The organism is Endoryza foliicola (assembly GCF_050589245.1).
Taxonomy (GTDB): domain Bacteria; phylum Bacteroidota; class Bacteroidia; order Chitinophagales; family Chitinophagaceae; genus Endoryza; species Endoryza foliicola.
The window spans coordinates 227,321-243,748 of the sequence record NZ_JBOBEW010000003.1; the positions used below are offsets into that span (position 1 = coordinate 227,321).

General features: G+C 40.7%; 11 protein-coding genes and 1 pseudogene. 9 read left to right on the forward strand and 3 right to left on the reverse strand.

Annotated features, from left to right (window positions below; genetic code table 11):
• Positions 1 to 11: 11 nt before the first annotated feature.
• From ACQ2HE_RS08365 to ACQ2HE_RS08375, 3 genes are all read right to left on the reverse strand, one after another.
• Complete coding sequence (locus ACQ2HE_RS08365) at positions 12 to 3,728, reverse strand: tetratricopeptide repeat protein (protein WP_430898650.1); 3,717 nt, start codon at positions 3,726 to 3,728, stop codon at positions 12 to 14.
• 501 nt (positions 3,729 to 4,229) lie between these two features.
• Positions 4,230 to 6,623: an alpha-L-rhamnosidase-related protein gene (locus tag ACQ2HE_RS08370; RefSeq protein WP_430898648.1), complete on the reverse strand. Its 2,394-nt coding sequence runs from the start codon at positions 6,621 to 6,623 to the stop codon at positions 4,230 to 4,232.
• Between the two features lie 7 nt (positions 6,624 to 6,630).
• Positions 6,631 to 7,191 (reverse strand): GNAT family N-acetyltransferase, encoded by a 561-nt coding sequence (locus ACQ2HE_RS08375; protein WP_430898646.1) that lies wholly within the window; start codon positions 7,189 to 7,191, stop codon positions 6,631 to 6,633.
• A 67-nt stretch (positions 7,192 to 7,258) separates the two neighbouring features.
• Between ACQ2HE_RS08375 and ACQ2HE_RS08380 the strand changes: the two genes are divergently transcribed.
• The 9 genes and pseudogenes from ACQ2HE_RS08380 to ACQ2HE_RS08420 all read left to right on the forward strand — a co-directional run bounded on the left by ACQ2HE_RS08380 (position 7,259) and on the right by ACQ2HE_RS08420 (position 16,427).
• On the forward strand, positions 7,259 to 7,900 hold the full coding sequence (locus tag ACQ2HE_RS08380; RefSeq protein WP_430898644.1) for a flavin reductase family protein: 642 nt from the start codon (positions 7,259 to 7,261) through the stop codon (positions 7,898 to 7,900).
• A 578-nt stretch (positions 7,901 to 8,478) separates the two neighbouring features.
• A complete protein-coding gene (locus ACQ2HE_RS08385) occupies positions 8,479 to 9,153 on the forward strand; it encodes an SDR family NAD(P)-dependent oxidoreductase (RefSeq protein WP_430898642.1) in 675 nt (224 codons plus the stop codon).
• Between the two features lie 155 nt (positions 9,154 to 9,308).
• Positions 9,309 to 10,754, forward strand: a complete 1,446-nt coding sequence (locus tag ACQ2HE_RS08390; protein ID WP_430898640.1) for a circularly permuted type 2 ATP-grasp protein — start codon at positions 9,309 to 9,311, stop codon at positions 10,752 to 10,754.
• A gap of 34 nt (positions 10,755 to 10,788) precedes the next feature.
• Positions 10,789 to 11,730 carry an alpha-E domain-containing protein gene (locus ACQ2HE_RS08395; RefSeq protein ID WP_430898638.1) on the forward strand — a complete coding sequence of 314 codons (942 nt, stop codon included), beginning with the start codon at positions 10,789 to 10,791 and terminating at the stop codon, positions 11,728 to 11,730.
• Positions 11,731 to 11,739: 9 nt separating this feature from the next.
• A complete protein-coding gene (locus tag ACQ2HE_RS08400; protein WP_430898636.1) occupies positions 11,740 to 12,699 on the forward strand; it encodes a transglutaminase family protein in 960 nt (319 codons plus the stop codon).
• A gap of 418 nt (positions 12,700 to 13,117) precedes the next feature.
• The gene (locus ACQ2HE_RS08405; RefSeq protein ID WP_430898634.1) at positions 13,118 to 14,434 is read left to right on the forward strand and encodes a GntT/GntP/DsdX family permease; all 1,317 of its coding nucleotides are present in this window, start codon (positions 13,118 to 13,120) and stop codon (positions 14,432 to 14,434) included.
• 159 nt (positions 14,435 to 14,593) lie between these two features.
• A pseudogene (locus ACQ2HE_RS08410) lies at positions 14,594 to 14,689 on the forward strand (hypothetical protein); the annotation flags it as partial.
• 155 nt (positions 14,690 to 14,844) lie between these two features.
• Positions 14,845 to 15,312 (forward strand): RidA family protein, encoded by a 468-nt coding sequence (locus ACQ2HE_RS08415; protein WP_430898632.1) that lies wholly within the window; start codon positions 14,845 to 14,847, stop codon positions 15,310 to 15,312.
• Between the two features lie 5 nt (positions 15,313 to 15,317).
• Positions 15,318 to 16,427 (forward strand): D-TA family PLP-dependent enzyme, encoded by a 1,110-nt coding sequence (locus ACQ2HE_RS08420; RefSeq protein WP_430898630.1) that lies wholly within the window; start codon positions 15,318 to 15,320, stop codon positions 16,425 to 16,427.
• Position 16,428 lies beyond the last annotated feature (1 nt).

Consider the following 16,428-nt stretch of genomic DNA (forward strand, 5'->3'; position numbering starts at 1 on the left):
AAAGCGGTAGATTAGTAGTGTCTTAAAATTTGTAAAATTTCATCTTTATGAGTAGGCAAAAGATGAAATTTTGTGTCCAGCAAAGAAATCAGATATCGCTTTACCACAATTACATTTCTTCCTTCAAAAAGCTTCGAAAAAATATATTGTGTTGTAAAACTTTTTGTATCTATCATAGATGATGAAATGTAAACCTCATATAAAAAATCGGTTACCAATCTTGCTCCTTGAATGTCAGAAATATAGAGGGGGTTGATAAAATCACAAGCATTAATAAAAGGTTGTTTTATCAGACAACCACCATCTTGAAATATCTTATATAAAAGCTTCGCATTTAAAGGGATGTTTCTATAATTTAGCTTTACTAAGTTCTCCAAGAACTCCAACAATCTTGCATCTTTAACAATCCCTTTCTTTTCCAAATACATCAATAAAATAAAGGTCGAAGCTCCATTAATTTTATCTTCATTGAAGCACAACGATCTAAAGAAAAAGTCATCAGAACATAAAATACAATCCTTTTCTTTTGAAACTATAATTGTATCGTTGAATGAAATTCCGAACAGTTTATCTTTTTCTTTTTTGCCTACATAGTCTTCACTTAATTCGGGAGTTATTAATTCGCAATAGGTATTTACTTCTTTTAAGAAGCGTTGTAGCTTTTCAAGATGCTTTTTTTTGTCGTCAGAAGTAATGATATGTCTAACATATTCACCACCTTTCTTATTAACAATTAGTGTTTCACCGTCAAGACTCTCCTCCAAATCTGTTATTTCCTTTTTTATGACATCAATTGTTGACTTCGTAACATATTTTTTATTTTCAATATTGCCAAGTGCTTCAAATGCGTCAATATGATGCAGAGTCAATAAAGAAATAATATCAAATACTATTGGTTTATTTGATGCCAATAACTGCAAACCAATTTGAAATTCATATGTCGTTCCAATGGAAGTAATTCCAATATCCCACGAACTCACTAATTTACTCCAGTATTTTAAAGGGCTAATATGAGAGAGGCTGGCATTTACACCAATTGTTGACTTCCCTGCTACATACAATTGTTCAATTTGTTGGTCAAACTCTTGATTTTTGTCTATACTGTTAAAAATGTCTTGAAATTGATCTATTGGGTTTTCTCCATCTTTTAGCTTAAAGACTTTTATGGGTTGTGTATTTCCAAACCTAATATAAAGTTGATCCATACTGTCATGTAATGCATAGGTATATTTCCATAAAATTGATTGTATAGTCAAAATTTCACCATTCATTTCAATTTCTCCTTGAATAGGCTTTGAAAGTAAACATTGTGCTATAGGTTCTTCAATTGATATTTCATTAGCATATTTTGACTTGTTGACTATTACAAACTCATATTTCTTTTCATTTCTATCTTTTAAAACTACATAACAATTGTTTGCAACCTCATTAGGAAAATATACTTCTGAGGCCTGATTTTCCATGCTAGTAATGCACTGAACATATCTTGTGTGAACTGTGGGATCAGGATAGTTTTCTGCTCTTAATTTATAGGCTATTTCAAGTCCCTTCTCGAAATCTTTATTTTGAATATAGGCATGAGCAATATGAAATTGTACTTGCAAAGGGATGGTTGTATAGTCAGTTATCTTATCTAGTGCTTTTGTCCCACTATCAAAATCTCCTTTTTTGCAATGGTTCATGGAGATCTTTACTAACATTAATTTGTCATCTGGGTGTTTTGATAAATACCCTTCTATTGTAGAAATAGCAGTATCTAATTGCCCTATTGCTTCATAAATGGAGCTTGCAATGTCAATCAAAAAAGGATCTTCAGAATGTCTTTTTAATAGTTTTAATGATATTTCAATAGCCTTTTTATGATTGCCACTATGGTAGTAAGCTATTAGTAGCTTTCTAGTAACTCTTGAAAGGATAGAAGTATTAGCAATAATTTCAAGACATTCTGCAGCTAACTTATATTGGCCTATTTCTGTGTACTTATCTGCGATAAAATCTGCTATAAAACGTGGCGTTTCATCATTCAATAAATTTTTTGCTTTCAATAAGTGCTCGACAGCATGTTCTGTTTCGTCTTTACCAAAATAGACTTTAGAGAGATTGTAAAAACTAATCGGGTCCTCTGGATTAGCTTCAGCATAAGTTAATGCATGTTTTTCAGCGTCAATAAAATTGTTTAATCTAATATAAGTTTCAGTAATCATTAACAAGTATTGCTTTGTCAGTTCTGGAGAAACTATATTTGGTAAATGTTGAAGTAGTAAATTCAAGGCCTCTTCATTTTTACCTTCACTAAAAAATCGCTCAGCTTTGAATATTGCTAACTCTTGCAATTCTTCAACTGATAGCTTAAGTTTTTCTATTTCTTCAATTATTTCACCAGCACTTTCATTGGCATCCATTTTAAGCAGAAGCAAGTGTCTATATGTAAAATAATTTTTATTTAGTTCAAGCGATGCCCTAAAATCCTCCTCTGCTTTATCTCTTTTCCCTAAGACTTTATAGCTTACCCCCTTATTGGTAAGCATATACCATCTTGACTTCCTGAGATCTGTATTTTTTATAAATGACCAAGCTTCTTCAAATTTTTCATTAGCATACTTTACTTTTGAAATGGATTCTTCATCTAACTGATTAAAGAAAAAATCATCTTGATGTTCTAACGAAATCATCCTATTAGTTCCAAGTCGAACCAATATGTCGCACTTAAATGAATCCATTTCTGGATGACTCTCATTTAGGGTTTCGAAAATTTCGAATGCTCTTTCAAATTGTTTTCTCTTTTCGAGATATGTGCCGATATTAATAGCAATTTCAGGTTTCTCCTGAATGTTTTTTGGTATTAATGAATCTAATTCGTCAACTTCAAGTGTATCTTCTTTGCAAAATAAAAGACCTAGATAAGCGTTTAGATTTTCTTTGTTTCTATCTAATGCTTTATGGGCGAATTCAATACTTTTTTCTACTTCGCCAAGCAATGCATAGCCTAATGAAGCATATCCAAACGCTTCTTCATTTTTAACATCAAAATCCAATAGTTCTATAAAGTATTTAGCCCCTTTTTTCTTTTCTCCGAGGTCAAAATAAGTTGAAGCAAAATTTAGAGTTACACTATATTTTAATTCGGATGTAAGTTGATCCCATTTAGTCTCTTTATAATTAGTCAGTAGATCAATTACAGCATTATGGTTGTTAGTTTTCCTAAGTCCGCTAATTTCCTTCAGTTGTTCCGGAAGATGTATGTTTTTATTATGTAATAGTAACTTATCGACTTTGTCGCTTATGTCTTTTATACTTTCACTTGTTTCGAGTTCCTTTGGTAGTTTACTTTCATTTACTTTGTCATTGAATATTTCTAAAAATTCAACAACCTCATTTTGAAGGTTAATATTAGAGTCTTTTATCTCTTTAAAACTAGTTACTACATTCAAGTTTGTATCTAATTCGCTATAAAACAAACCATCTTTTTTATTGTAATACTCGGTTTGCAAAGCCTTCTTTGCGCTAGGCAGTTTGAAAAGCTCAATTAATAGAGGGTGCTTTATCCGTTTATGTTCAAAGTCATAAAGAGCCTGATTGTAAATAGAATCAAAATCCTCTTTCTTGGCACCGACACCTAAGTTTTTATATAATTTGTAAACTGAATATTTTTTCTCGGTATGCTTTTTCGCGAATCCAAGAATTTTAAGAATTAAGTTCAACGGTCTAATAAAGTCAAATACTTTCATTTTTAGCCTCTGCAGTCTGTTTCGAATATTATATTGTACCAAAAAGTTAACCTACAACTCCTAAATATACAAAAAATCCCCAATTTTCCATTAAATTCAATCTATGGTATCCATACTGTTAGTGATATACCCAACCTATTGTCCCTTAGCACAATCCACCCTTGATCAAAAAACTGGTTCCCGTTTCAAGTAATCTTCATTAACAACTTAATTTATTTATCTGTAACCCACTATAAAGCTGAGAAGCAATGAACTTCAGTTTTAATTCAGTGCGAAGATTTGCTGTGGTTCCACTTAGTAATTTTTGACCACAGATAGCACCGATTATTACAGATTCGCACAGATTAGACCTCGATATCTAATCAACCTAACTGCAATCAGAATTTACAGGATGGATCGTCTACCTCCTCACCCTCTTTCCTCGTTTCCTCTCATCCTCGTTCCTACTCCCCCCTATTCTTTCTTGATCCCGCCTGCCGTTCAATTCTTAATTCTTACTTCTTAATTCTTAATTACATTCTCCCCGTCATGCAACACCGCAACCCTCCCCCTCCACACCAATACCCCCGTCAACCCTTTCGGCAATTCAATAGTTGCTGTCCATTTCTCACCCGTCTTCTTATACTTCGCATGTATCATGCCGTAAGGATGGGGCATGCTGCCCTTCACATCTGTCAAGGTTCCGAGATGGGGCGTGATCTTTACTTTTGAAAATCCGGGGGCGTCGGAGTCGATGCCTAGGATGGTTCGGAAGAATTCTATGTTTGGACTGGCACCCCAGGCATGACAATCAGATCGCGAATAATCCACTTCCGACATCTCCGCCCAGGTGGTCAACCCCTTTTGAATGTTTTCCTTCCATTTGTCGAGCCAACTGAAATAATGATCGCCCCGACCCGCTTTTACCAATGCTTGATGCACATAGTATCTGAAATAAATAGAGGCCGGCGCCAAAAGGGTGTCGTTGCGTTCCAAACGATCCGCTATCTTAGGCATGATTGCTGCATTGGTCATCCCCGTTAGTATAGCCAGCGTATTGGTGTGCTGCGAGAACAGATCCTTCTCTTCGGTATCGGCATACAATTGCTTCGATGCTACCCAGTACTTATTTTGAATGGCCGCTTTCAATCGATTCGCTTCCTGCCCATATTGCACCGCATAAGCCTGCATCCCCAACTGAGTTTCTAAATAAGCCGCTAACTGATAAGCCCATAACAACTGCATGTCCAGTATAGCCGAACTGCCGTTCTTACTATAGGGACCCGTTCCTCCTCCCCAGCCTTTTCTTTCTTCTACCCAATCGGTAAACATCCAATACGGCACGCCCTTGAGTCGCCCATCCGCTTGTTGAAACTTATTAAAATACCAAAGCACGTTTCGCATGCCTTGCAACTTGTCTTTAATGAATTTTGCATCGCCTCTGTACTTGTAATAATCGTATAACATGCCGATATACCACAATGAAAAGGTTGGGATCTGTTGCGGCGAAAAAGAAGGGTGCCTGCTCAGGGTCAATCCTTCCGCCATGCGCGATTGATCCATTTGCTCAATGGCATTTCTTACCAATCGATCGTCACCTGAATTGTACAAAGACACCAAGGCTTGAATGCGCGTATCGCCTATATATTGCAGTTGCTCGTAATACGGACAATCCATATAAGTATCCACTGCGCATAACCGAGCGGTTCTCCAACCCACATTGAAAATAGGGAGTGCATACTCATTATCTGCATTAAACGATGCTTTGAGCTCAAACGGATAGCCCGTAAATCGTGAAGAAATACTTTTCAATTCCAAGGCTTCCTCTCCCGTTGTCACTGATATCCAGATGTATCGGAAGGTTCGGAAGCTTAGGGTTTGATAATCGAGTTCGCCGCCGTTCGTTAAAAACAGGCTGTCCTTTCTTCCCAATAATACTTTGCCATTGATATCATCTCTATTGCCTTTGTACATCGACCAAGTACTTCCCTTTGTGGTATCGTACAAAGCCTCTGCATAACGTATGGCAATAACCGAACCCTTCCCATTCATTGCCTTCAAATTCACATAGGCATTGGTGAGATGTGTTTCATCTAAAATAATGTCTACTTTCTTATTGGCAGGAATTTGAATGCTAGACCCATCACCCGGCCAGTTAGGAGAAGCATTCACCCCTGTTATTTTTCGAATCTTTGGAAAACTCGGCGCTTCTCTTGCAATTGGGGGAAGTGGATCGGGTACCAACATCCACGGATTGATATCGGCTATGCCTTTGGGTGTGCCGCCGCGCCATTGCACCGATACAGCGGCAGGCCAATTGTTCACTGAAAATTCGGTCGACTTCCAACGAGCATCATTCTCATTCACCATAAAACGTTCACCCGGACCCGCCACATAATAGGCAGGATAAGCAATGCCCGGTATCGGCGAATAAGCTTTTGAACTCATCCCCTTCCAAGAACCATTGGTATTAAAAACGCGGTAGGCCGTATCATCGGCTTGCAGAATGAATCCGGTTCTATAAGAAATTTGTCCTTCGGGACGATGCTCTCCTTCATTCCAAACCGTAGCAGCAATTACATTTTTTCCTTGCTTTAAATAAGGAGCCAGATCAATGACTTCAAAACGCCAATAATTCAAATCGCTACGCGTGGGACCAATGGCTACCCAAGCATCGTTCACATAAAGTGAGTAATGATTGTCGCCACTCACCAAAACCTTTAACGATGCCGGTTTAGAGGGGAGGTCGATATCTTTTCTCAAATAATGTATTCCATACTCATGAGCCGGGGCACCTGCCGGAGCGATCCAGTTTGCCTCCCACACATCTTGCATCCATCGAGGGTTGAAACGCTGCGCAATTGAAAACAATGCAACCGCCATAAGCATTGAGAGGAGTAAAGAACGCTTGATCATAGTATTATTATAAGTAATGATTGTATTTCAGGGAAAGAATCATGTCCATATTCTCCTTTCCATTGTAATAAAAGCTTCCTTTGGGTTCAAAACCCAGGTGTTGATAGAATTTAACGGCAGGAATATTGTCGGATTGAACGCCTCCCCACAATACCAATTTTTCCGCCTCAAACCATTGCAAGTATTTCAAAGCATATTGAAACATCGCCGGACCAATGCCCTTTCCTTGCCATGAATCGGCAACAGAAGGAGCCATCGACCAAATACCTGAACCATTTACGGGTACGCCGTATTGATAATAGCGTTCTTTATCACCGGGCATCCAACCTTCTTGTAGAATAGTATAGCCCACAATGGTACCAGGAGGATAGGCAGCAATAATGATGATTTGAGGTAAAGACAAATGTTCGCAGATGAACTGTGCCGTAGCCTCGTCGAACGGATGTGGAGCGAAACGAGAACGGGTCTTTTCAGACAATTGTTGGAAATAGACCGCCAGCGACTCGCTATCGGAATGGCGCAGGGGGCGCAATTCGATCTCCATACCGCTCTTAATGGTGTATTTCATTTAACAAGTTCGTGAACTAAATGTACCGAATAAGTGTTGAATCTTTTCTACCACTTATACAAACCGCATGGAACAACATTACACATTAGAAGAAATTAAAACTTGGGAACGTTTCTACCGGGCTAATTTCATCAATTCCTTATCAGGCTTCAAAAGCGCCAGTTTAATTGGTACCATTAACGAAGCAGGAAATACCAATTTGGCCATCTTCAGCAATATCGTGCATTTGGGTGCCGACCCTGCGATGGTTGGATTCATCAACCGACCCTTGGCTGCCGCACCGCATACCATCAGCAACATTGAAAAAACGGGTGTATTCACCATTAATTTAATATCTGAGGAAATGATCAGCAAGGCCCACCAAACTTCTGCTAAATATGCGGAAGGAATAAGTGAGTTTGATGCCACCGGTTTTACTCCACAATTCACAGAAACCTGCAAAGCACCATTTGTGAAAGAAAGCAAGGTGAAGTACAGCGCTGAATTAATGGAAATCATCCCCATAAAATACAACAATACCTTTTTTGTAATTGGCGCCATCAAAGAAGTGCTGTTTGAGAAAAGTCTCTTAAACCCCGACGGTTTCTTAAGCCTAGAAGAAGCCGAAACCATCGCCTCTCTCGGCCTTGATGCGTACTATAGAGCACAGTTGGTGGCGAGGTATGCGTATGCGAAGCCGGATTTGGAACCGAGATTAATTAATAATTAATAAGTAATAATTAATAATGAAACAGCCGGAATACAGGAGGGAGGAGGGAGGAGACGAGGAACGAGGAAAGGCAGAAAAGAAAAGGGAGGAGGGAAGATAGAGGATGGAGGAAATACAGAGTGACCGCCAGCGCTGCGTTAACGTTGCGATCGCTGCGACGCCGCGGTTCAAAAATGAGCAATCGAACTGATCGAATATCGGAGGCTAATCTGTGAAAATCTGTATTAATTTGTGCTATCAGTGGTCAAAAAAAATGCGAATTCTCGAATTAATCTCCGATCCTAAAAATTTTAAATCAGTTTACTCTACCACAAAGTAACAAAGTGCGCAAAGGTTCGCAACGAAAGTCGCTGCGTTAACGTTGCGATCGCTGCGACGCCGCGGTTCAAAAATGAGCAATCGAACTGATCGAATATCGGAGGCTAATCTGTGAAAATCTGTATTAATCTGTGGTATCCGTGGTCAAAAAAAACAAAAACTACTCTGCGAAACCTTCGCGCTCTTGGCGCTCTTCGCGGTGAACCTATCGTGAACCTATTTCTTAACAAAAAAACCCTATATTCATATAAAACACGAGCATGGGTTCAACGCTATTTGTTTCAGGAGCCGCCGGCAATTTAGGAAGCGCCGTTGCCGCCTACTTTAGTTCACAAGGATACATCGTCTACGGCACGGTAAGCAAAACAAGCGAAGGCCCTACTTTCAAAGAACTGGTGCTCGATGCCACCGATGAAGCACAATGCAACACCACCATAGCAGCCACCATCCAAGAAAGCACTCAAATTAACGCCGCCGTTCTCACCATCGGAGGATTTGCCATGGGAAGTTTGGAAGAAACCGATTATGCCTCCATCGAAAAGCAAATCACCCTCAACTTCAAAACAGCCTACCTACTTGCCAAACCCTTATTTCTTCATTTCCTAGAAAAAGGCAGCGGCACACTGTTTTTAATTTCTTCCGGCGCCGGAACCGACCCCTCCGCAGCAACGGGTGTGGTTGCTTACGGATTATCGAAAGCCTTGATTGTGGACCTAGCGGAAATACTCAATGCCTTAGCCGCCAAAAAGCATTCAGAGGCAAGAGTGGTAGTGGTGGTTCCCGGAACCATCGATACCCCTCAAAACCGAGCCGCTATGCCAAACGCCGATACCGGCAAATGGATCAGTCCCCAAAACCTTGCGAAAGCCATTTTTGAAGAACATAGCCAAAATTTGAAATCTGAACAGAAAAACACCCTGAAATTGGGCTTTTAGCAACAAAAATTCAGTTTGTTTTTCAATTTGGTTATCATTCTATCCAATTCCTTTTATTTTTTCTAATATCACGTTTTTTCTTATATTGAGGACAATGGTTGCTTGTCCGCGAATATCACGGATCAGTAACCATTTTTACTATAAAACCGACTGCTATGACGGGTGAACAATTATTAGCCAGGTATATTGCCTCCCAAACCTGGGACGAAATGATGGGGCCGGATGGGATCCGAGACCCTTACAAAAGTTTGCTGCAATCGATCGGTCATTTGTCCATCGAACAGCTAAAACAGAAAGACCTGCAGGCGGGTGAACTCTTCATGAACCAAGGTATCACCTTCACGGTGTACAGCGACGATGCCGGCATTGAACGTATCTTTCCTTTCGACATTCTTCCCCGTATCATCACCGGTACTGAATGGGATCATATTGAAAAAGGAATCAAGCAACGCTTGAAAGCCTTGAATATGTTTCTGAGAGATGTGTACCACGATCAACAAATCATTAAAGACAAAGTGATTCCCGGATCGCTCGTGGTTTCTTGTCCGCACTATACTAGAGAAGTGTTTGGCATCAACGTGCCTTACGATATCTATGTTCACATCTCAGGTATTGACTTGATTAGAGGAGAAGACGGCAAGTTCTATATTCTTGAAGATAACTTGAGAACTCCTTCCGGTGTTTCTTATATGTTAGAAAACAGAGAAGTAACCAAGCGCTTGTTCAGCGATCAGTTGGCCGCCAATCATGTGCGCATGGTGAACAATTACCCCTTGGTATTGCACAATATTTTGTTGTCCCTTTCGCCCCGTCCGGTAAGCAATCCCGTTGCTGTTATTCTTACTCCGGGTGTTTACAATTCTGCCTACTACGAGCATACGTTTTTAGCCCGTCAAATGGGTATTCCCTTGGTAGAAGGAAGAGACTTAGTAGTGAACAACCACAAAGTGTACATGAAAACCACTCGCGGGTTGGAGCAAGTAGATGTGATCTATAGAAGAGTGGACGACGAGTATTTAGACCCCTTGACGTTTAGACCTGATTCAGCTTTGGGAATTCCCGGACTTATAAGCGCCTATAGAAGAGGAAATGTGGCCATCGTAAATGCTGTGGGCAATGGAGTAGCCGACGATAAAGCGGTGTACGCTTATGTGCCCGATATGATCAAATACTATTTGAACGAGGAGCCCATTCTTCCCAACGTTCCTACTTATCAACTCAAAGATCCCGATGCCAGAAAGCATGTGTTCGAAAATATCCATAACATGGTAATTAAGAGAACCAATCAAAGTGGCGGATATGGAATGTTGATGGGCAATAGTGCGAAAGACAGTGAAATTGCTGAGTTCAAAGAAAAAGTGGAAGAGAACCCAAGAGAATTCATCGCACAACCGATCATAAAATTATCAACTGTTCCCTGTTTCATTGATGGAAAATTGCAACCCCGTCACGTTGACTTGCGCCCCTACGCGCTCTGTGGACCTTCGGGAATTGAAATTGTTCCGGGTGGATTGACCCGTGTAGCACTCAGAGAAGGCTCACTGGTGGTGAACTCATCGCAAGGAGGAGGAAGTAAAGACACATGGGTAGTAGACCTATAACCAATCAATGAACAACGTAAAACAACCAACTAGTATGCTTAGCCGAATTGCAGATTCCATGTTCTGGTTAAATAGATACCTTGAACGTTCAGAGGGAATGTTACGCATGTTGCAAACAAGTTATGTATTGTCGCTCGATAAAGGCCCAACAGGAAACAACAACTGGCAGCCTTTGATAGAAATATTCACCGGACTCGGAAAAGAGGGTGTAGTGGAATTGATGAAAAATCCAAATGGAGCGGTACAGCACTTGCTATTAGATTCGAAAAATCAGAACTCTCTAAAAGTGATCTTGAACAGAGCTCGTGAAAACGCACGAGGCATGCAAGACCACATCACCAAAGAAGTGTGGGAACAAGTGAATCATTTGTATCATTTGATCAACAATCCCAAAATTGCCACTCAATTAACAGACGGTGATAGCATTGCAGCTATTGAAAGCATGCTCAAGAATTGTTTGCTTTATACCGGGATCACCGATAGTACTATGCCGAGAGGCATGAGCTGGAGTTTCATGAGTTTGGGAAAATACATTGAGCGTTGTTTGCTAACCATTGAATTGGTAGACAAGCAATACAAAACCATTGATTACGATTTTACCAACACAAAAGATATTTTGTATTGGAGAGGATTGCTTTTCTCCTTATCGGGCTATGAGTTTCACTTGAAGAATTACCGCAGCAACGATTACAATTACAATGTGGCGCATCAGGTTATTTTCAACCCCTTGTTTCCGCATTCCATCATGTATTCGCTTTCTCGTGTAAAGAAATATTTAGACGATGTGGTGAAAGAAAACAATCCAACAGAGAAATACGCTTTGCTGAAACAATTCGGAAGATTGTACAGCAATGTAGAGTTTGCCGATTTTGAATGGATCAAAAGAAGCGGCATGCCCGAGTATTTGGAAGAAACCCGCGGAAATTTATTGCAATTTAGTCGCGCTTTGAGTCAATCATTTTTCTCTTATTCTTAAGTTTGCACAATGCCAGTATTCAAAATACATCATATTACGAAGTATGCTTACGAACAACCTGTTTCAGAAAGCATCAATGAGGTGAAGATTTTCCCGTACCAATGTAAGGAGCAGGAAGTGTTGCAACACGACCTGATTATTTCGCATCAACCCGATATTCATTATTTCAATGATTATTGGGGAAACAAAACCGGAACCTTTACTTTAATAGACCCGCATACCCAATTGATCATCGAGAGCAAGTTGATTGTGAGAACCACTCAAACCACCCAATTATCGGTGAACTTTCATTCAGGTTTGGATCAACTTCAAAACGATGTAGACTATGATCTCACGCTGTTGGAATTGATGAAACCCGATGATATTGAGAAACAAGAAGAATTGCAAACCATCATCGATACCATCTACAATGCAACCAAAAGCGTAGCACAAATTGTAGAGCAATCGAGCGAATACATTTATAAATACTTCAAGTATACCAAGGGTATCACCACCATTGAAACTACGGTTGATGAAATTTTGGAAGACAAACGTGGTGTTTGTCAAGATTTCGCTCACGTATTGTTGCAATTGCTTCGTTCTATGGGCATCCCTAGCAGATATGTAAGCGGCTATATTTGTCCCAACAAAAACGGCATGCGCGGAGAAGGCGCCACCCATGCATGGGTAGAAGCTTGGATTCCTTCCTATGGATGGGCCGGCATTGACCCTACCAACAATGTATGGACCACCAACAATCACATCAAATTGGCCGTAGGTCGCAATTTCAGAGACTGTTCTCCTGTAAAAGGAACCTTCAAAGGACCATCGCGTCAAGATCTATTCGTATTCGTTTCTGTAGGCTACGAAGACGGTCAAATTTTTGAAGAAACCACACAAGTTCAAATGGAGAAACTCGAAAAAACTCCCGAACAAAAAGAAGCAGATTATTTGAATGCGACATTTGCGGCGCAGCAGCAGCAGCAATAAGTTTTAAGTTTTTAAGTTTTTTTGTTATTAAGTGGGTTCCCGCTCATTTCAAGTAATGTCCTACTAAAAAACATAATAACTCAAAAACTAAATAACTCGATTCTCTCATTTTGTGTGTTTTCCCGCTCACTCCATTGAACGCATCACTAAACAACTAAATAACTAAAAAACTAAATAACTCGATGCTTTCATTTTAAGTGGGTTCCCGCTCATTTCATGGAACGCATCACTAAACAACTAAATAACTAAAAAACTAAACAACTCGATACTTTCATTTTAACTGGATTCCCCTCTCATTCCATGGAACGTCCTACTAAAAAACATAATAACTTAAAAACTAAAAAACTCGACTTCTCATGGCAAATTCGTTCAATTGAAACGCTTGCCTAGTTTTTAAAATTTCTGCTTATCTTCCGTCATGACTTTGCTCATCATTGCTGCCGCCATTGCAACCCTCATTTTGCTCATTACTTGGGCGAAATTTCATCCTTTCCTTGCCTTCCTAGTGGTATCCTTAATTACAGGAGCTTGTTTAGGAATACCAATCGAAAAGCTTACCGCCTCTGTAAAAAAAGGCATTGGTGATATGATGGGTGATCTCATCAGCATCATTTGCTTGGGCGCGATGTTGGGAAAACTGGTAGCGCAATCGGGTGCCGCTCAACGAATCTCCAACACTTTGATGAAACTGGCCGGCGAAAAGTATTTCAGTTGGGCCATGATGGTAACGGGCTTTGTGGTAGGCATCCCTCTATTTTACAATGTGGGTTTTGTATTAATGGTTCCCCTAATATTCTCCGTGGTATATCAAACCAAATTACCTGCTGTGTATGTGGGCATGCCGATGTTGGCAGCATTGTCGGTAACGCATGGATTCCTTCCACCCCACCCTTCTCCTACTGCATTGGTTAGCCAATTTCATGGTGACATGGGTAAAACCTTACTTTATGGTTTTGCCATCGCCATTCCTACCATCATTATTGCAGGACCGCTGTTTGCAAAAACACTGAAAAACATCAAAGCTGTTCCACTTGACACCTTCCAACCGGAAAAAATTGACGAAGCAAAACTCCCCGGAGTATCGAATAGTTTTATATCAGCCCTATTGCCGGTTGTGTTGTTATTGATCACTACTTCTATTCCATTGATCTGGACAATATCTGCAGAAACGGAGAAAGTATTAAAATTCATTGGTGATCCGGTGATTGTTATGTTGGTATCCGTACTAACAGCAACCATTACACTAGGAATTACCCAATCAAAAAAGTTAAAAGAAATCATGACCAATTACAGTGAAGCTGTAAAAGATGTGGCGCTGATCCTTTTAATTGTGGCTGGTGCGGGTGCTTTGAAGGAAATATTTGTAGCGAGTGGTGTGAGCAAAGAGATTGGAGAAGGTCTTAAAACCTTGTCGTTAAACTTGCTAATTGTTGGCTGGCTGATTGCTGCGGTGATCCGCGTTTGCTTGGGTTCGGCTACTGTAGCGGGATTAACAGCTGCGGGTATCATGGCACCCATAATGGCGGGCACAGGCACTGATCCGAATTTAATGGTACTTTCCATTGGTGCGGGAAGCCTCATGCTCTCCCATGTTAACGACGCCGGTTTCTGGATGTACAAAGAATATTTTAACTTGAGCCTTTCCCAAACCATTCGTAGTTGGACGGTGATGGAAACGATTGTGGGAGTGGCCGGCTTGGCGGGTGTATTGATTTTAGAGAAAATCATTTCGTAGATACAACGCAAAACGTTGCGCACCTTTGCGTTCTTTGAGTCGTTGCGGTAGCGTAAAAACTTCGACCTTACCGCAAAGTAACAACGAACTCAACGATTCGCAACGAAAGTTCAAAAGATTTAAACAATATGGTTCTATAAAGAATGATTTAACTTAAACCTTTCCCAAACCATTCGTAGTTGGACGGTGATGGAAACGATTGTGGGAGTGGCCGGCTTGGCGGGTGTATTGATTTTAGAGAAAATCATTTCGTAGATACAAGGCAAAACGTTGCGCACCTTTGCGTTCTTTGAGTCGTTGCGGTAGCGTAAAAACTTCGACCCTACCGCAAAGTAACAACGAACGCAACGATTCGCAACGTTCATTCAAGCTACTTAAACGATTATTAAACTTAAAAATTTAAATAAAAGATGTCCAAAGTAGAACAAAAACTTTCAGAACTCGGCCTCAGCCTCCCCAACATACCACCCTCTAAAGGCGTGTATCATTCTTGCTTACAAGTAGGCAACCTCTTGTACTTCTCCGGTCATGTATCCATTGAAACCGATGGAACCTTCATCACCGGTAAATTAGGAGACGCTGCAAGCGATGAACAAGGCTTTCATGCCGCTGAACAATGCGGACTCGCCATTCTCGCCTCCGTAAAGAAAAGCATCGGCGACCTCGACAAAGTAAAACGTGTCGTAAAATTATTGGGCATGGTAAACGCCACTCCCGAATACACCAAACACGCGTTGATCATCAATGGATGCAGCGAACTATTTGTAAAAATTTGGGGCGACACCCATGGTAAAGGCGTGAGAAGTGCCGTGGGAATGGGATCTCTCCCCAACAATGTTTCAGTAGAAGTAGAAGGAATTTTTGAAATCGAAAGCTAATTAGTATGTCCAACTGGTATGAAATAAAAAAGGAAAGTCTGCCCGATACGCCCGCATTGGTAGTATTCCCCGAACGGGTAAAGCACAATGCGCAAGCAGCGGTAAACTTGGTAGGCGATCTGAGCCGTTTTCGTCCGCACGTAAAAACCAATAAAAGCGCAGAAGCTATTCAGCATTTGTTGGCAGTAGGTGTGTACCAATTCAAATGCGCCACCATTGCGGAAGCAGAATTGCTGGGATCGGTGGGCGCGAAAGATGTAGTGCTGGCCTATCAACCACAAGGACCAAAACTGCAACGCTTCATCAAATTGATTCATGAATTTCCGCATACTCAATATGCTTGTTTAACCGACAATCCAGCGATCGCTCAAGAGCAATCCGACGCATTTATAGCAGCAGGCATAAAAGTTCCCGTTTACATCGACTTGAATGTAGGAATGAATAGAACGGGCATCATCCCCGATGAAAAAGCCTTGGAGCTCTATCAATTGATGCATCAGTTACCGGGAATCATTGTAGGTGGATTTCATGCTTACGACGGTCATTTGAGAAATCCGGATATTTTAGAACGCTCGAAAGAATGTGATGCGGCCTATGCTAAAGTTGTTGCCTTGAAAGAAAAGGCAGAAGTTGCCGGACTCAAAGTGCCTGTGGTAATAGCAGGAGGATCCCCTTCTTTCCCCATTCATGCTGCGCGCCCCGAAGTGCAATGCAGTCCGGGCACCTTTATTTATTGGGATCATGGCTACTCGAACTTGTGTAAAGAGCAACCCTTTCTACCCGCGGCTGTTTTAGTAACACGCGTATTGAGTTTACCTGCTCCGAATAAAGTTTGTACCGATTTAGGACATAAATCTGTAGCCGCCGAAAATGAAATCACCAAACGCATTGCATTCTTGAATGCACCCGATTTGGTAGCCACCGGTCAAAGCGAAGAACATTTGGTTCTTGAAGCACCGATCGGGCATTCTTACAAAGTAGGAGATGTACTGTATGGACTACCCTATCATATTTGTCCAACCGTAGCACTCTACGAATCAGTCTTCACCATTGAAGACGGTGAAGTCACCGGCACTTGGAGAAACACCGCAAGGGATCGTTACATTACTTTTTAAG